The sequence below is a fragment of the Corynebacterium sp. KPL2680 genome (genome assembly GCF_040225675.1).
Classification (GTDB): domain Bacteria; phylum Actinomycetota; class Actinomycetes; order Mycobacteriales; family Mycobacteriaceae; genus Corynebacterium; species Corynebacterium rhinophilum.
This window is the reverse complement of record NZ_JBEHFM010000002.1, coordinates 146,590-162,366: the sequence shown is the minus strand read 5'-3', so window position 1 is coordinate 162,366 and position 15,777 is coordinate 146,590. Positions and strand designations below refer to the sequence as shown.

Below are 15,777 nucleotides of genomic sequence, written 5' to 3'. Positions count from 1 at the left end.
TGGACGGGATCTTCACGTTATCGCCGCGCTATTGCGGTTGCTAGTTCGAATGAGGACTTGAGGTGCAGGATTAACGGATCCCCGGTTGCTGCTTGGGCAATGGTCTCTGCTGGAACCGCATTTACCGCAAAGGCAATACCTAATCCCCCGCTAATAGGAAAGACTATGGCTGCGGCCACCGCCGCGGTTGTAGATAACTTATTGTTGATTGTCATCGTCTCCTCCAGTCCCTCGGTAACGCACACCTTGAATCGTTACCGTTTCGTTATGAGATAACTTTAGGGAGACGAGCTGTTAAGGCCATGCCCTCAGTCTGCCGGTTTCCTGAAACTTCATGGGGCGTTCCTCGGCTGGAATACGCCCAAGCGGCTGCCTCAGCCGATGCACAGGCTGTGGTCTAGTCAGAGTCTGGTACCGACCTAATTCGCCGGGGCGCTTTCAGCCACGATGCCATCGCTGGCTGGGATGACAATTCCTTTTTCAAAGGCGCCGATGATGGCCTTTTCATCTTCTTCATCCAGCTCGCCAGAGGCCACGGCGCTCTTTAACTCGCGCTCTAGATACTGCCGGACATCTGACTTTCCAGATTTATTCTGGGTAATATCGCGAGGCACCGATTCCAGGGGAATCCCCAACGCCTTTGCCAGCGACATCACGCGATTGGCCTCTGAAGACGCATCGCTTCCTACCGCACCATTCACCTGGGCGGGCGCTTCTTCTTGCACCACTCCCCCGGCTACGGCATCCCCCACGGTCATCGTCCCTTTAGGCGGGTGATGGCGACTCGTTGCCCACGTGCCAACGACGACGGCGATAATGGCCGCCACGGCAATACAGCCCCAGAGGTAGATAAGCTTCCTGCGGTGGGCTCCCGAAGATTTAGCCGTGGTAATCCGAGTTTCCTCCGAAGAAGCCATAACCATTGCCGCGCGAGGAATTACCATTGCCGCGTTCATTCAAAATATCAATGAGCGAGCGGATCGTGGCCTCCCCAATGCGGTCGCCGCGCCCGCGCGAGCGGGAGTCCGCACCGCCCTCGCGGCCAAGGTCGTCTTGGTGATGCGGCGCGTCGAGATTCTGCCCGCCGCGGGATGCGCCTGTTTGTGGGGCCGAGACCTCAATGGTCAAGGTGGTGCCATCTAATTCTAGGGCGTCATCATCACGGACTCCTGCCGCGCGAGCGGCAGAAAGCAATGCGGCCAATTCTCCAACCGTGGCGGAGTCCACATCGAGCTGCAGCTGAAATGACATAACCAAAGATCCTTTCTCTAACTTATTCCTACTCTAGGGCGCGAAACTTCAAAAGTTAAGGGAATTAGCGCTGTATAGACCAAGTTATGCGGCAACTTTAAGAATGCTCGAAGGATTCCTCCTCTCCCCAAAAGACTTCATCGACCACCTTGCGTGCGTGCCGGGTCAGTTTCAGGTAGGTATCTAGGAAATCCTGGTTATCCTCCGGCGTCCAGCCGGCCGCGCCGACTACTTGAGCCAATTGCTGGCCCGGCCCAGGCAATTGATCCACGCGCTTGCCACGCACCAGCACCAACGCGTTGCGGGCATCCGTTGCCATCAACCACGCATCCCGCAGGTCACTAGTTTGATCGGCGCTTAAGATACCGCTTTCTTCCAGCGCCTCCAGCACCGGCAAGGTTCCTGGTTGCCGCAGCTCGGGATATTCGTGCCCGTGCATCATAATCAGCAGCTGCACCGTCCACTCAATATCGGTCAGGGCCCCGCGCCCCAGCTTCGTGTGGGTGGTGCGGTCGGCCCCACGCGGCAGGCGCTCATTATCCACCCGAGCCTTCATGCGCCGGATGGCGCGAATGGTGGACTGGCTTGCACCGCTATCCGGGTAGCGGTATTCATCGATCATCTCTATAAAGCGCTGGCCCACTTCCTCGTCTCCGGCGATGAAGGCCGCGCGCAGCAGCGCCTGCATTTCCCAGGCCTCGCCCCACTCGCGGTAATAGCGCTTGTAGGAGGCAATGCTGCGCACCACAGCACCCGAACGCCCCTCTGGGCGCAGGCCCAAGTCAACGTCCAAAGGCGGATCTCCAGAGGGCTTGGCAAGTCGACGGCGCAGCTTATCAACGATCCCGATGGCCCACCGCATAGCCTCGCCTTCATCGTCTGCATTCTCAGGCTCTGCCACAAAAAGAACATCTGCATCGGAGCCGAACCCAAGCTCACGGCCGCCGAGCCGCCCCATACCAATAACCGCAATGCGCGCCGGCGGTTCCGCATCCTCGTGGTCCATCCGCCAAGCCCGCACCTCAGCGCGCAGGGCGGCTTCCAAGACCGCGTTCCAGATGGTCGACAGTTCTTGGCACACCTGCTCAACGGGGATGATTCCTAGGAGATCGCCACTGGCAATGCGCGCCAGCTCCACCCTGCGTAGCGAGCGCGCGACCGCCACTGCCTTATCCGGGTGCGCATGGCGCTTGCTGGAATTAACCAGCGCCTTGGACACCTGCTCCGGCTTAGTTTCGAGCAACTTGGGGCCGGTCGCGCCATCGGAAAGCTGTTTTACCGAATCCGGGGCGCTGATAATAAGGTCCGCGGTAAACGGCGAGGTTCCTAGAATATGCATCAAGCGCTGGCCGACGATCCCCTCATCCCGCAGGATGCGCAGGAACCACGACTTATCGCGGGCGGCCTCAGATAGCTTGCGGTAATTGAGCAACCCCATATCCGGATCCGCGGTGTCTGCTAGCCATTCCATCAAGGTCGGCAGCAAAATTGCTTGAATGCGTGCCTTGCGGGACGTACCGGATGCCAGTGAGGTCAGGTGCTCGAAGGCGCGCACCGGTGAGCTATAGCCCAATGCTGCAAGCTGCAGCTTTGCCGCCTCGGGCGAAAGCTTTAGCTCATCGGCGGACATGGTCACCACGGAATTAAGCAGCGGGCGATAAAACAGGCGCGAGTGCAACTCAGAAATGCGCATCCTGATGCGGCGCAAATGCGCCAACATGCCCTGCACCGCAGACTTTGTGCCCTGCGGTGAGAACCCCGAAATCACCGCGAGCCAGTTCAGGCCCGCTTCATCATCGTCTGTCGGCAGCGTGTGCGTGCGGCGGAAGCGCTCCAATTGCAGGCGGTGTTCTAAAAGGCGCAAGAATTCATAGGCCTCAATGAGCTGCGTGCCATCTTCGCGGCCCACGTAGCCTGCGGAGATAAGCGCGTCGAGAGCATCCACTGTCGAAAGCGCACGCAGGGACTCATCGGAGCGACCGTGCACCAATTGCAGCAATTGCACCGCGAATTCGATATCGCGCAGCCCGCCGACGCCCAACTTGAGCTCGCGATGTTTGAGCTCATCCGGCACATTATCCAATACGCGCCGGCGCATGGCTTGGACGTCTTCCACGAAGGAATCGCGCTGCGAAGCCGTCCAGACCATCGGCCGGATTTGCTCCAGGTAATCCTCCCCCAACGGCAGGTAGCCGGTCATCGCCCGCGCCTTGAGCAGCGCCTGGAATTCCCAGGTCTCTGCCCACCGGCGGTAGTAGGTCACGTGCGAATCCAGCGTGCGCACCAACGCCCCAGACTTACCCTCCGGCCGCAGGTTCGCATCGACATCAAAAAATGTCGTCGACCCAATCCGGTTAAACTCCGCGGCGAGCCGGGTGGCTTTGGGCGTTGCCTCGCTGCCGACGAAGATAACGTCCACATCGGAAATGTAATTGAGCTCGCCGGCACCGCACTTGCCCATCGCCATGACGGCAAGCTGCGCATCGAGCGGATCGTCGCCGTAGATCTTGCGCACCGCAACGGCAAGGGAGGCGGTAAGGGCGGCATCGGCAAGCGCAGTCGTCAGCGTGGTAACCTGCCGGAAGCTTACCTCCGGCTGCGGGCGGGATTGCCCCTTTCGGGAGTGGAAGGTACCCGCCACATCGTGCGCGGCAAGCCGCATCATCAGCGTGCGGTACTGGGTCCGCATCTCCTTTTTATGCTCGCCTTCGCTCGCGCGGTACGTACCCGGCGCGCTGAGATCCTCCCTCGCTGGATCGGGAGCATCGAGCTCTGCCGCAAACGTTGCCGGCTGCGCGCCGACAGTTTCAAGCAGGCTGGTGAGCATCTCTTCTGGCTCCGGCAGGGGCTTTTTCAGCTCCTCCCACAACTCGGGGTGGGCAGCGAGGTGATCCCCGAACGCCGTTGACGCACCCAAGAGCGCGAGAAGGCGCACCCGCACTTGCTCGTTGCTGCGGATTTCCGCATCGAGCTCCGGCGCCTGCTCGTAAATGCGCACGAGGTTATTAAGTGCCAAATCTGGATCACCGACCGCAGCCAGCGTCCATAAGAGGTCAACGGACTCCGGGTTATTCCATCCCAGTTGTTCTAAGTCTTGTGCGGCATGGGACCGGCTAAGGCCCAGCGACGCCGGCGACGGCACCGTGGCAGGACGCATTATTCTCCTAAAAATTCAGGTTGTTGCGCAGCTCGACTGTAGTAATTTGGCGCTGGTAATCGCGCCATTCTTCCCATTTGGCGCGCAAAAAGAACTCGAAGACGTGCTCGCCCAAGACCTCTGCCATAAATTCGGACTTTTCAAACTCGCGCAGGGCCTGATCCATGCTGGAGGGAAGATCCTTATACCCCATGGCACGGCGTTCGCGGTGGGTGAGCTGGTGGACATCGTCTTCTGCCGGCTCGTCTAATTCGTAGCCTTCCCGGATGCCGCGCAGCCCGGCTGCGAGGATGACCGCATAACCCAAGTATGGGTTCATGGAAGCATCGATGGACCGGATTTCCACCCGGCGCGATTCCTCCTTGGTCAGGCGGTACGTCGGCACGCGCACCAGGGCGGAACGGTTTTGCACGCCCCACGTGGCCGAACCCGGCGCCTCATTGCCAAACATCAGCCGCTTATAGGAGTTGGGCCACTGGTTGATGATGGGGCTCATTTCCGTAGAGTGCTCCAAAATTCCGGCGATGAACTGCTTGGCGGTGTGTGAGAGCGAAAATTCATCATCCGGATCGTGGAAGGCATTGGACTGGCCTTCAAAAAGGCTAAAGTGCGTGTGCATTCCGGACCCCGGGAGATCCTCAAAAGGCTTGGGCATGAACGTAGCCCGCACATTTGAATCCGTGGCTACCTGCTTAATAACGCGCCGGAAGGTCATAATATTATCCGCCATGGTCAGCACATCGGCGTGGCGGAGATCGATTTCCTGCTGGCCCGGCGCGGTTTCGTGGTGGCTAAATTCGGTGGCGATGCCGAGCGATTCCAGCGCCAGCATGGCGCGGCGGCGGAAGAGCGGCGCGGTATCGTGCGTCGCTTGGTCGAAATACCCGCCATTATCGGTGGGGACCAGGTCTGTCAGTTCCTTGCTGTGTTCCAGCAAATAGAACTCAATTTCTGGCGAAGCCATACAGGTAAATCCATCATTGGCCGCCTCGGTAACCTGGCGGCGCAGGATATGGCGCGGATCCACCACGGAAGGCTGACCATCCGGCTGCGCAATATCGCAGAACATGCGCGCCGTTTGCAGGTCCGGCTCGTTGTCATCAAAGGGCAAAATTTGGAAGGTGGAGGGATCCGGCAGCGCAATGGTGTCCGATTCAGAGATGCGGGAAAACCCTTCTACCGAAGAGCCATCAAAGCCAATCCCCTCCTCAAAGGCGGATTCGAGTTCGGAGGGGCTCATCACTACGGATTTGAGGGCGCCCATGATATCCGTAAACCACAAGCGGATAAAGCGGATATCGCGTTCCTCAACGGTGCGTAAGACGAATTCGTGTTGGCTATTCATGCCCTAAACCTTACCGGCTCACCGCTAGGCAGTGTGCAGTTCATTAGTCAATTTCCACATGGTCAGATTCGCAGGTCGCCAGAGTATTCAGGGGGTAGCTAGCGGGGGTTAATGCAGCAGGTACGGCTTCGCGCACGTGATTTGCTAATGGGGCAAGCGAACACCTGTACAAGCTTTTCTAAAGGAAGAAACAAGTATGACCTCCCACGTTGATGAACTTTCTGCCAGCGTTATCGATGCCATAGTGACCGCCGCCCAATACGGGTGGTCCCCGGACGATTTACGCCACATCCTTGGTTCTTGTTCTTATCCCCTCATCTACCGCGCTAGCCCGCACGTACCTGCCCGCATCACCTCACCCGCGCTGCGCAAAGCGTGGTTGCAATTAGAAGCCCCGCAAGAAAACTTCATTCCCCGCGATAAAATGCGCGCCATCATGAAAGAGCTGGTGCACCTGCCACGTTTGCGCGATACCGAACTTTTAGCAGGCGGCGAGTTGAGCTAGGCTGGTGACTCTAGCGATAAGCAGGACAAAATCCGCCACAAAGTCTTGGGGCTATTGCGCAAGGCAGAATCCACTTCCTTTGCAGAAGAGGCAGAGGTACTCATTTCCAAGGCACAGTCGCTGCAGCAAAAATACCGCATCGAAGATCTCTTAACCGTTGACCAACCGCGTCTCATTTCCCACCGCGTGAACGTTCACCCGCCGTATATCAAGCATCAGGTCACCTTGTTAGGCACCATCGCCAATGCCAATGGGTGCACCACCCTCCTCATCCACGAAAAGGGCCTTGCCTGCATCATCGGCGCGCCCGAAGACGCCGCGCACTGCGCCGACCTTTTCTCCTCCCTGAACCGCCAATGCGATTGGTACATGCGCAATAGTGAAGGGGCCGAGTTTGCACGCGCGACACAGACCACCGCGTCCTATCGCCGTAGCTTCCGCCTTTCCTATGCCGCCCGTATTGGGGAACTGCTGCAGCTGGCCAATGAAGACGGCATCGAAGAAAAACTCGATGAATCTCCCTATTGCAGTCACCACGCAGAGCTCATCGCCACTCAGACGCTGCCTGCGCTCCAAGCGCGCACCGATCATGCCGAGGAAACCCGAAACCGCTTATTTCCCAACCTGACTACCTCCTCGCTATCCATGAATAGTTTGCACGGCATCACTGATGGCATCACGGCCGCGGAAAAGTCTCACTTGGGCGGGCCTGCCGCGGGCATCGATTCTTAATACCGATGGCGGGTACGCCGCGGCCTGCTCTGTCCCCTTTCAGTCCCGTGGTGTCGGCGGCTCATTTCTACCTGTGCGCACAGCAAACGCTGCGAAATTTTTCAGGCGCGTGCTGCGCGTCACGGGTAGGATCACAGGTGAAATTAATTGTTGTAAAAGCTTAAGGGTATGTGAATGTCAACACAGACTTTTCTGGAAGTAGAAGCGAAATTCGCCGTAGCAGAATCGACTCAACTACCTGAACTCACTCGACTCGAATCCGTTGACCATATTGCAGAAACGCGCCACCACGCTCTATCCGCCATTTATTACGACACGGAAGATTTACGTCTAACGCACGCCAAAATCACCTTGCGCCGCCGCACCGGCGGCAATGACGATGGCTGGCACATCAAGATCCCCAGCGGGGGTGGCCGAACCGAGATCCATGCCGAACTGGGAGAACCGGTAGACGGCAAATACGAGGTGCCCCAAGAGCTTGTAAAGCAAGTGCGCTCTATCGTTCGCCACAAAGAGTTAAGCCCCATTGCGCAGGTGGATAATAACCGCACCGAGATGCTGCTTGCGAACGAGCACAATAATCCTGTCGCGGAATTCTGCGATGACCACGTCACCGCCTTTTCTTTCCTGCCCGGCGGCCAGCAGCAATCCTGGCGCGAATGGGAAGTGGAGCTTGCCGGTGAGCTTCCAGGCACCGAAGAAGGAAGCCAGTTCATCCGCCGCGCGACTTCACTTCTCATCGGCGCTGGGGCTCGCGTTTCTTCGTCCCCGTCTAAGTTGAAGTCGGCCTTGGGAGATTCCTACAACAATGCTCCCCTACCACCAGCACTCGTAACCCCGGATGTTGATGAGGATTCCCCGGCAGCAGCGGTGATTGCAGCGCTGCAGGCTAACCGCGACAAGCTCATTGATTACGATCCGCGCGTTCGCCGCGATGAGTGGGACTCGGTGCACCAAATGCGTGTGGCCACCCGCGAGCTGCGCAGCCACCTACAGACTTTTCACGGCATCGTCGTCGGCCCACAGATTGAAAAAATCGAAGCTGACCTCAAAGAACTCGCCGGCATTTTGGGCGTAGCCCGCGATGCAGAGGTCGTAGAAGAGCGCTGGCAAGAACTCCTGGAGTCCGAGGACTCCGATACCTTAGATGCCGCCACCCGCGAACACATCTCCCGCGACATGGGTACCGCCTACCGGCGGGCGCACCGCAGGGTTATCGCCGCGCTAAATTCTGAGGAATACCTCGAATTACTCGAGTCCCTCGACCGCCTATTGGCGGATCCCCCTACGTCCGGTTCCCAGTCCACAGAAGATACCGATAGTGATGACGATTCCGCTGTTGTGGACGCGACTGAGGAAGCGGCTGGGGATACAACCGATAATTCAGTCGAAGAATCCGCACAAGCGCATGCTGCAGAGGAAAAATCGGCCGTTGAAAAGAAGACGGAAGAACCGTCTAGCGCTGGCGACGCGGAGGCCGAGGACGTCGATGCCGTGATGGCGCGCCACCTAGAAAAGGCCTATAAGAAATTGGTCAAGCGGCATAAGAAGGCCGTGGACAATTGGGATAACGCGGAGCTTTCGCTGCACGAGCGCGAGGATTATTTCCACGATATGCGCAAGGCTGCCAAGAAGCTGCGCTACGCAGCAGAGGCGGCTGGTTCAGCAACGAAGCTAAAGACCAAGCGCCTCTACAAGGCCTGCAAAAAGATGCAATCGGTCTTGGGGGATTTCCAAGACTCGGTTACCTCGCGGGATAAGTTGCTCGAGCTATCCCAGAACGCGCACCGCCGCGGGGAAGATACCTTTGGCTACGGCCTGCTGTACCAGCGCGAACGCGCCATCGGCCTTTCTGCTTTGGATGATTACAACGAGTCTTTCAAGGACATCAAGGCCGCGTTTAAGCCGCTGCGCAAGAAGCTGAAGAAGTAGCGCTGCCGCGGCACCAGCTGTGCCGCGTTAGGCCGCATAAAGGGCAGTCAGATGGTGGTTGGGAAATTAACTAGTCCCAGCCATCATCTTCCTTTTCTGCGGTATCGGCTGCCTTGGTGCGAGCGCGCGCGATTTCTATGGCGTGCTCGGCCTCTTCGCGGGTGTCGTAGGGGCCCATGCGGTTTTCCCAGCCGGATACTTTTCCTTTGCTGACTTCTTTGGTGGAGGGGTCGTAATACCATTTCTCATCTGCTGTGGTCGCCACGGTAGTCCCTTTCGTCTATATACTCTGGGCAGCACGTGTGCGCCGCCTGTTTGTGGTTGGTGCCCACACTACCCATGCACGAAAACACACGCCCGCTAGAATATGAGGGCAGTATTTCTTTTGATGCCTCCCCTGCTCTCTCACGCGGAGCGAGGGAGCCGCTTTATCGGCTACTTTGTCCATGGCGCTAGCCCGCGCCACGTAGCCGCGTGATTTTTATCCGCCGAATTGGAAAAGGAGCTTTTGCCTTCATGCCACTGTGGTCGACGCCTAAGTCCCCTATTGCTGAGCGCGTTGCACAACAACACGCCTCTATCGTGGGAACGGAGCCCACCCATGTCGCCAGCGCGCCCGCGACCTGGCCACTTATTGGCGAGCATATCGATCACTATGGGGGCATCGTCGCCGCAAGCTTGTCGGATCTCCGCGCAGCAGCGGCCGTCAGTTCGCGCACGGATGGCATCGTTTCGGTCCACTACATACCGGCTAGCGGGGAGCCTACGCACGATTCCATTAGCCTGCAGGAGGTGGCTGCGCTCGCTGCGGCCCAACAACCCACGACGGACTCTGAGGGCCAACCGGTCATCCCGCCCGCACCAGAAGGAGGGCTTGCCGCGCGCATCGGCGGCATCGTGCACACCATGGTCAACCGCCAGTTACTATCCCGGGAAACGGCTGGGGCGGATATCACCATCGTCAGCGATATCCCTGCCGATATCGGCTTAGGCGCCGCATCGGCGGCGGATGTTGCCGTTGCGCTTGCCTTAATGGGCCCAACCGATAACCTCGACGCGCCGTTGCGCGTGCGCGTTGCGGATGTCTGCACCCAAGCGGTGACCACCTTTGCTCATAAGCCTGCCCTTCGCGCGCGCCACACGGCCGCGCTGCGCAGCAGTGGTGACGGCGTGTGCATCATCGACTATGCCGATGGTTCGGTCACCCATGCGCCACAGGTGGTGGGCCAGGACGTGGTGGCCTTTGCCGTGGCGGTGCCCGGGGACGTTGCGCACGAACAGGAACAGGCAATTAGTGACATCCGCCAACGCCAGCAGTTTATTGATGATGCTTGCCATTCCTTCGGCACGGAGTCGCTGCGTTTATTGCCTGATGCACAGCAGCGAGTGGTGGAGTGGCTCAAAGCCGTACACAAGGTCTACGGCGAGGACGGTCGCCCCAGCATCAATGCGGCTACCGCGTGGATGGCATTTTATGAGGAAGAAACCACCCGTGTGGAGCACTTTGTGCGCTACCTGCGCTCACACCGCCGCAACGAGCTTTTCCCCATTGTCTTGCAATCACAGGCCTCGCTGACCAATATTTATGGCTTCGATTCCGCAGAAAAGCTCGCGGAGCTCGTCACGGTCCGCGGCGCGGTGGCCGCGCGCTCGGCGCACGCGGGACTATCTAGCGCCGTCATTGCTTATGTCCCCAGCAACCGCGCAGAAAACTTCGCGGCAGACCTAGCAGACGATGGGTTCCTGGTGGTCAAACTGGCCGCTGGCGAGCCAGCCAAGGTAGAAGGTTAAGGGCGAATGAGCCGGCCTATAAGCCGGATTCTGTCTAACCACGGCGCCCCAACAAGCGGAACGCCGCGCGGCGAACATCCATCTAGACCAACCGTTGCCAGTTGGTTCCAGCAGCTACCTTCAGGCTCGGGCGAGCAGCCTTAAAACGCCTGATCGGGCCCTGCGACGTGGCAGGGCCGTGATGCCTTGCTCCCGGCGGGGTTTACCCAGCCACCGCCATCGCTGACGGTGCTGGTGCGCTCTTAACGCACCGTTTCACCCTTACCTTGTGGTCCCAACTTGGGTGGAAGCGCAAGTGGAGCCACAAGGCGGTCTACTTTCTGTTGCACTTGCCCGCGGGTCACCCCGGGTTGCCGTTAGCAACCACCGTGCTCTGTGGAGTCCGGACTTTCCTCGGCGCCCACGTAGCAGCACCAACGCTGCCCGTTTGCGGCGACGCGATCGCCCGGCCGGCTCATTCGCGCTCCTTAGTCTAGCGCAGCCCCTCCAGGTGTCCCACATCGTTGAATCCATGCACCATAGAGCCACCGTCCCAGAACTCGACATCTGATAGCGCAGCCAGATCCAAAAACAGGTGTTGGAAGGTGGCCGGGCCCGCGTTCAAGGCTTGGCAGAGGAAGGATTTTATGGGGTTGACGTGGCTGACAATCAGCACCGTCTTGCCGCTATAGCGCCGCTGCAATTCCTTGCGGGCTGCGCGCACGCGACGGTTAACAGCCTGCAGCGATTCCCCGCCGGGGCACGGTGTGGCGGCATCGTGCAGCCATTGCTCGTGTATCTCCGGGTCGCGCTGGTGCGCTTCGGCTGCGGTCTTTCCTTCCCACTCGCCAAAGTCCACCTCGCTCAGGCCCTCTTCGGTCACCACGTCGATATCGCGGCCATGCGCGACGGCGGCCGCCGTTTCCTGGCAGCGCTTCAGCGGCGAGCACACGATGGCGTCGATGGTGGTACCGGCAAGGGCCTGTGCGGCGGCGAGCGCCTGCTTTTTACCCAGTTCAGTAAGCTCCGGATTGGCGCGCCCTGAGTATTGCTTGGCGGCAGACATTTCGGTTTGCCCATGGCGCAGCAGGATAAACCGGGTTTTATCGTCGCGCTCGCCCAGCCAGTCGGAAGGGTGCGGCGCGGAGGTATCCCACTCTTTCTCGCCCTCGACAGGCGTAGACTCACCCGGCGCGGCTGCGGACGAAGGCTCGGCGGCAGGCTCATCGGCATCGCTCTTGACGATGCCCACCTTATGCCCCGCCGCGGCCGCGTCCATCGCATCATTGGATAGGGCATCCGCCACCTTATTTTTCGCGCGCGGGACCCAGTCTAGGCTGAAGGAAGAAAACCCGTCGATATGAGTGCGGGCCTTAAGGGCCAGCTTTTGCATATCGGGGTGCTTGATTTTCCAGCGCCCGTTGATCTGTTCCACGACGAGCTTGGAATCCATATAGAACTCCACCTCGCTGGCACCTAGCTCGGAGGCTGCCTCGAGCCCGCGCAATAAGCCGTGGTATTCGGCCACGTTATTGGTGGCCTTGGTACCTACCACATAGACGATTTCGCGCAGGATGGTTGCGCCATCCGCGGCATAAACGACGGTGCCTGAACCGGCTACTCCGGGATTGCCGCGCGAGCCGCCATCGGCGTAGATGATGACCTTCATGATGCCAGGCGCACCAGGTAGGAACCGCAGTCGCTGCACTGTGGCAGCTCATCGGCAGGCGCATTGCGCACGGCGTTTTTATCGGCGGGTGGCAAGACGATGAAGCAGCCGCCGCAGGCCCGGTTGGCCTTAAACTGCGCGGCGCCAACGCCGTTTTCTTGCCGCTGCGCGTCGTATTCCTCCAGGACATCGGAGGGCAGCTGTTCGCGCAAATCCGCGATGCGCACGGCGGGATCGGGCTGGTTATCCGCGGCCTCTTGGGCGGCGTCTGCGGCTCGGCGCAGCATTTCCAGCTTGCGCTCAGAATCCGAGACGCGCGCACCGTGCACGTCCAGGTTGGAGCGCAGCGCGTGGATCTCGTTGTGGGCTTCTTGTAGCTCACTCATCAGATCCGCGATGCGGGACTTGGTGGCGTAGAGATCGTGCTCGATGTCCTTGCGCTTTTCGGTATCCAATTCGGCGCCAAGCTGGCCTTTGTCATCGCGTTCGCGCCTGCGCAGCTTGCGCTCATCGGCCTGGATGCGCAGGATTTCATTTTCCATGTCATCGACTGCCATCTGCGCGGAACCGGAGGCATCGAGCAAGCGCTTGTGTTCCTGCTGCGCCTTGTCGTACTCGACCTTTTCTGGCAGTTCCTTATCCCCGCCAATGCCTTGCGAGCGTTCCAGGTTGGCCAATTCCAGCAGTACCGGTTGTAGTTCTTGCGATAATTTCACTTATGACTCCTTTGGGTGCGCGGAGATAGTCCACGGATCAGTTCGCAGGCTAATAATTTCCGTATCTAGTTCTAATGCTGCTTCTACGATATCGCTTGCTTGCGCCGTCCAGGGAAATTCGCTGGCCCAGTGGGCTGTATCGATGACGGCTGGTCCCCCGGCGCGCAAATGCTCATCCACCGGGTGGTGGCGCAGATCGGAGGTGACATAGACATCGACGCCCAGCTTTGACGCAGCTGCCAGGAAGGAATCCCCGGCGCCGGACGAAACCGCCACGGTGCGCACAGTCTGTTCTGGGTCGCCGGCGGCCCGGATGCCCCACGCGGTCTCGGGCAGGGCATTGGCCACCTGCTGCGTAAACTCCCGCAGGGTCATCTCGCGGGGCAGCTCGCCCAAGCGCCCCAGGCCCAGCGCGGTATCAAGGTTGCCGCTTCCGGCCGTTTCCACGATGTCATAGGCGGGCACCTCATACGGGTGCGCCTCGTGCAGCGCCGCAATCAGCGTGGCCCGCAACGAGGCGGGAGCCACAAATTCCACCCGTACCTCGTCGCCGCGATGCAGCTTGCCGATGCGCCCTTCTGCAGGATCCGCGCCCTCTTCCGGTTTGAATTGGCCTGCGCCCGCGATATCGAAGGAGCAGTGAGAATAGGCGCCGATGTGGCCCGCCCCGGCATCGAAAAGCGCCTGCTTTACCTGCTCCGCACTGCCTGCAGGAATATGCACTCCCCACTTATCGATGGTCTCTGGGGCCTCCGGCACGATGGGCCGCCCCGGAGTAATGCCCACGAGTTCCGCGAGCTTATCGTTAACCCCTGGCCGGGCCTTATCGGCGTTGGTGTGGGCGGCAAAAAGCGCCACGCCATTTTTAATCAGGGCATGGACAACCTTGCCCTTGGGCGTATCGGCCGCCACTGATTCCACGCCGCGCAGTAGCAGCGGGTGGTGGACTACCAACATATCCGCGCCGAGCTCAACCGCGCGGTCCGCAACCTCTTGCGTGCAATCTAAAGCAAAGGCAACGGTGCGCACCTCGTCTGCGGGATCGCCGCAAATAAGGCCTACGGCATCCCACTTTTCGGCCAAATGGGGCGGATAGGCCTTGTCCAAAACGCGGCGCACATCGCCCACTCGCACAGCAGACATGGGGATACTCCTTTATGCTCGATTCTTGTAAATTACGCTAGTGCTATATCCTGTCTCCCGCACTACAGTACTATCTACGCAAAGGGTTTTCGCATGACTGAATCTTCTTCTCACTCGGGTCTCTACCTCGTCTTTGTGTGCACCGGCAATATTTGCCGCTCGCCCATGGCCGAAATCATCGTTCGCGATGAAATGGAAGATGACATGCTCGATCTCCTCGCCACCGTGGATTCCTGCGGGCTCGGCGGCTGGCACGTGGGGCAAGGCGCGGATGAGCGGGCCGTGGCGGAGCTGCGCCGCGCCGGACACGATGGGGCCTCCCACCGTGCATCCAAATTGGGCGAAGAGCACATGGACGCCGATCTCTTCATCGCGATGGACTCCGGGCACTATGATTCGCTCATCGATCTGGGCATCGAGCCTGCCAAGGTCCGGCTGATGCGCAGCTTCGATCCCAATTCTCCGGAAGGCGCAGAGGTCGCAGACCCCTACTACGGCACCGAAGAAGACTTCGAAACAGCGCGCAAGAATATCGAAGCCGCCGTCCCCGGCCTGCTGGATTGGATTCGCGAAAACCACGACTAGACTTGGGGGCATGCTAAAGACGTTCCTCAAGCCTGGCTGGGTGCTCATGCTGCTTTTCGTGGTGGCATTTTCCTACCTGGCCTTTAGTGTCCTTGCCCCATGGCAATTGGGAAAGGACGATGACATTGTGGAACGCAATGAAAACATCACCCACGCCTACGAAGCCGATCCGCAGCCGATTGACCAGGTCGTGGACGCTGATGGAGCCATCTCTGGCGATGAATGGTCCCGCACCACTCTGAAGGGCCACTACCTGCCCGAGGATGAGGTGCTGCTTCGCCTGCGCCCCGCCGGTTCCGGCCCGTCCTATCAGTCCTTGGTTCCTTTCCGCACCGATGCGGGCCTGACCATGCTGGTTAACCGCGGTTGGGTCAGCGCTGAGGAGGGCAATGCGGTGCCGGATATTCCGCCTGCCCCCTCCGAAGAGATAACGATTACCGGCATGGTGCGCTCGAATGAGGCCGAGCACAAAACCGCCCCCATCACGCAGGAGGGCTACCAGCAAGTCTATTCCATCCACACCGAGCAGGTGGGCTCGCTTATCGGTGCTGACTTAGGCCAAGACTATATCCAGCTCTCCGAGGATCAGCCGGGCGTGCTCAACGCCATGCCCGTCCCGCAGCTCGACCGCGGCAACCACCTCTCCTACGGCTACCAGTGGATTGCCTTTGGCATCATGGCCCCACTGGGTTTGGGCTACTTTATTTGGTCCGAGATCCGCGAGCGCCGCCGCCTGCGCGAGGAAGAAGCCGCCATGCAGGCTCTCAATGCGGACGCAGAATCGCTTGCCGATGTCCCCTCCTCCAGCCCCTCCGCCCACGGCGAGCCTGGAACCGAGGCTGCTACCACCGCCGCTGCCGAAGCCGATACCGCATCTCACGCCGCCGCGCTGCGCAACCGCTCCCGCTACGGCGATTCCAAGCCGGATCACTATGCCAAGCTGAAAAAGCGCCGCCGCGAGCGCTACTAACT

15 protein-coding genes and 1 other RNA gene are annotated in these 15,777 nt (G+C 59.6%); 6 read left to right on the top strand and 10 right to left on the bottom strand.

Annotated elements, in window-relative coordinates; translation table 11 throughout:
* Positions 1-17: 17 nt before the first annotated feature.
* The 5 genes from ABRP66_RS02100 to ABRP66_RS02080 all read right to left on the bottom strand — a co-directional run bounded on the left by ABRP66_RS02100 (position 18) and on the right by ABRP66_RS02080 (position 5,753).
* The gene (locus tag ABRP66_RS02100) at positions 18-215 is read right to left on the bottom strand and encodes a hypothetical protein (protein ID WP_349838267.1); all 198 of its coding nucleotides are present in this window, start codon (positions 213-215) and stop codon (positions 18-20) included.
* 204 nt (positions 216-419) lie between these two features.
* Positions 420-917, bottom strand: coding sequence for a hypothetical protein (locus tag ABRP66_RS02095; RefSeq protein ID WP_349838266.1), 498 nt, complete (start codon positions 915-917; stop codon positions 420-422).
* Positions 880-1,251 (bottom strand): Cgl2226 family protein, encoded by a 372-nt coding sequence (locus ABRP66_RS02090; protein WP_284769465.1) that lies wholly within the window; start codon positions 1,249-1,251, stop codon positions 880-882. Before ABRP66_RS02090 ends, ABRP66_RS02095 begins: the two co-directional genes overlap by 38 nt.
* 97 nt (positions 1,252-1,348) lie before the next feature.
* The gene (locus ABRP66_RS02085) at positions 1,349-4,408 is read right to left on the bottom strand and encodes a bifunctional [glutamine synthetase] adenylyltransferase/[glutamine synthetase]-adenylyl-L-tyrosine phosphorylase (RefSeq protein WP_349838265.1); all 3,060 of its coding nucleotides are present in this window, start codon (positions 4,406-4,408) and stop codon (positions 1,349-1,351) included.
* A gap of 7 nt (positions 4,409-4,415) precedes the next feature.
* Entirely contained in the window at positions 4,416-5,753 is a 1,338-nt protein-coding gene (locus tag ABRP66_RS02080) for a glutamine synthetase family protein (protein WP_284769463.1), read from the bottom strand.
* A gap of 196 nt (positions 5,754-5,949) precedes the next feature.
* On the opposite strand from ABRP66_RS02080, the gene ABRP66_RS02075 reads away from it, so the two are divergent.
* The 3 genes from ABRP66_RS02075 to ABRP66_RS02065 all read left to right on the top strand — a co-directional run bounded on the left by ABRP66_RS02075 (position 5,950) and on the right by ABRP66_RS02065 (position 8,922).
* Positions 5,950-6,258, top strand: coding sequence for a hypothetical protein (locus ABRP66_RS02075; RefSeq protein ID WP_349838264.1), 309 nt, complete (start codon positions 5,950-5,952; stop codon positions 6,256-6,258).
* 54 nt (positions 6,259-6,312) lie between these two features.
* The gene (locus tag ABRP66_RS02070) at positions 6,313-6,990 is read left to right on the top strand and encodes a DUF2786 domain-containing protein (protein ID WP_349838263.1); all 678 of its coding nucleotides are present in this window, start codon (positions 6,313-6,315) and stop codon (positions 6,988-6,990) included.
* A 174-nt stretch (positions 6,991-7,164) separates the two neighbouring features.
* Complete coding sequence (locus tag ABRP66_RS02065) at positions 7,165-8,922, top strand: CYTH and CHAD domain-containing protein (protein ID WP_349838262.1); 1,758 nt, start codon at positions 7,165-7,167, stop codon at positions 8,920-8,922.
* A gap of 70 nt (positions 8,923-8,992) precedes the next feature.
* On the opposite strand, the gene ABRP66_RS02060 is transcribed toward ABRP66_RS02065, so the two are convergent.
* The gene (locus ABRP66_RS02060) at positions 8,993-9,187 is read right to left on the bottom strand and encodes a hypothetical protein (RefSeq protein WP_349838261.1); all 195 of its coding nucleotides are present in this window, start codon (positions 9,185-9,187) and stop codon (positions 8,993-8,995) included.
* 251 nt (positions 9,188-9,438) lie between these two features.
* On the opposite strand from ABRP66_RS02060, the gene ABRP66_RS02055 reads away from it, so the two are divergent.
* Positions 9,439-10,713 carry a galactokinase family protein gene (locus ABRP66_RS02055; protein WP_349838260.1) on the top strand — a complete coding sequence of 425 codons (1,275 nt, stop codon included), beginning with the start codon at positions 9,439-9,441 and terminating at the stop codon, positions 10,711-10,713.
* Positions 10,714-10,716: 3 nt separating this feature from the next.
* Here ABRP66_RS02055 and rnpB read toward each other — a convergent pair.
* The 4 genes from rnpB to ABRP66_RS02035 all read right to left on the bottom strand — a co-directional run bounded on the left by rnpB (position 10,717) and on the right by ABRP66_RS02035 (position 14,220).
* Positions 10,717-11,170: RNase P RNA component class A (rnpB, locus tag ABRP66_RS02050), an RNA gene on the bottom strand.
* A 15-nt stretch (positions 11,171-11,185) separates the two neighbouring features.
* Positions 11,186-12,361 (bottom strand): bifunctional RNase H/acid phosphatase, encoded by a 1,176-nt coding sequence (locus tag ABRP66_RS02045; RefSeq protein WP_284785340.1) that lies wholly within the window; start codon positions 12,359-12,361, stop codon positions 11,186-11,188.
* The gene (locus tag ABRP66_RS02040; RefSeq protein WP_284769458.1) at positions 12,358-13,077 is read right to left on the bottom strand and encodes a zinc ribbon domain-containing protein; all 720 of its coding nucleotides are present in this window, start codon (positions 13,075-13,077) and stop codon (positions 12,358-12,360) included. The genes ABRP66_RS02045 and ABRP66_RS02040 overlap by 4 nt, the downstream gene beginning before the upstream one ends.
* Positions 13,078-14,220 (bottom strand): Nif3-like dinuclear metal center hexameric protein, encoded by a 1,143-nt coding sequence (locus ABRP66_RS02035; protein WP_284769457.1) that lies wholly within the window; start codon positions 14,218-14,220, stop codon positions 13,078-13,080. It lies immediately after the preceding gene.
* A gap of 93 nt (positions 14,221-14,313) precedes the next feature.
* On the opposite strand from ABRP66_RS02035, the gene ABRP66_RS02030 reads away from it, so the two are divergent.
* Both ABRP66_RS02030 and ABRP66_RS02025 read left to right on the top strand, forming a co-directional pair.
* Positions 14,314-14,805: a low molecular weight protein-tyrosine-phosphatase gene (locus tag ABRP66_RS02030; RefSeq protein ID WP_005285561.1), complete on the top strand. Its 492-nt coding sequence runs from the start codon at positions 14,314-14,316 to the stop codon at positions 14,803-14,805.
* 10 nt (positions 14,806-14,815) lie between these two features.
* The gene (locus tag ABRP66_RS02025) at positions 14,816-15,775 is read left to right on the top strand and encodes an SURF1 family cytochrome oxidase biogenesis protein (RefSeq protein WP_349838259.1); all 960 of its coding nucleotides are present in this window, start codon (positions 14,816-14,818) and stop codon (positions 15,773-15,775) included.
* The last annotated feature ends 2 nt before the right edge of the window (positions 15,776-15,777 follow it).

Bases quoted from the DNA above. Each gene is read 5' to 3' on its own strand.
- ABRP66_RS02100 (WP_349838267.1), bottom strand. From the start codon at position 215: ATGACAATCAACAATAAGTTATCTACAACCGCGGCGGTGGCCGCAGCC.
- ABRP66_RS02095 (WP_349838266.1), bottom strand. From the start codon at position 917: ATGGCTTCTTCGGAGGAAACTCGGATTACCACGGCTAAATCTTCGGGA.
- ABRP66_RS02090 (WP_284769465.1), bottom strand. From the start codon at position 1,251: ATGTCATTTCAGCTGCAGCTCGATGTGGACTCCGCCACGGTTGGAGAA.
- ABRP66_RS02085 (WP_349838265.1), bottom strand. From the start codon at position 4,408: ATGCGTCCTGCCACGGTGCCGTCGCCGGCGTCGCTGGGCCTTAGCCGG.
- ABRP66_RS02080 (WP_284769463.1), bottom strand. From the start codon at position 5,753: ATGAATAGCCAACACGAATTCGTCTTACGCACCGTTGAGGAACGCGAT.
- ABRP66_RS02075 (WP_349838264.1), top strand. From the start codon at position 5,950: ATGACCTCCCACGTTGATGAACTTTCTGCCAGCGTTATCGATGCCATA.
- ABRP66_RS02065 (WP_349838262.1), top strand. From the start codon at position 7,165: ATGTCAACACAGACTTTTCTGGAAGTAGAAGCGAAATTCGCCGTAGCA.
- ABRP66_RS02055 (WP_349838260.1), top strand. From the start codon at position 9,439: ATGCCACTGTGGTCGACGCCTAAGTCCCCTATTGCTGAGCGCGTTGCA.
- ABRP66_RS02045 (WP_284785340.1), bottom strand. From the start codon at position 12,361: ATGAAGGTCATCATCTACGCCGATGGCGGCTCGCGCGGCAATCCCGGA.
- ABRP66_RS02035 (WP_284769457.1), bottom strand. From the start codon at position 14,220: ATGTCTGCTGTGCGAGTGGGCGATGTGCGCCGCGTTTTGGACAAGGCC.
- ABRP66_RS02030 (WP_005285561.1), top strand. From the start codon at position 14,314: ATGACTGAATCTTCTTCTCACTCGGGTCTCTACCTCGTCTTTGTGTGC.
- ABRP66_RS02025 (WP_349838259.1), top strand. From the start codon at position 14,816: ATGCTAAAGACGTTCCTCAAGCCTGGCTGGGTGCTCATGCTGCTTTTC.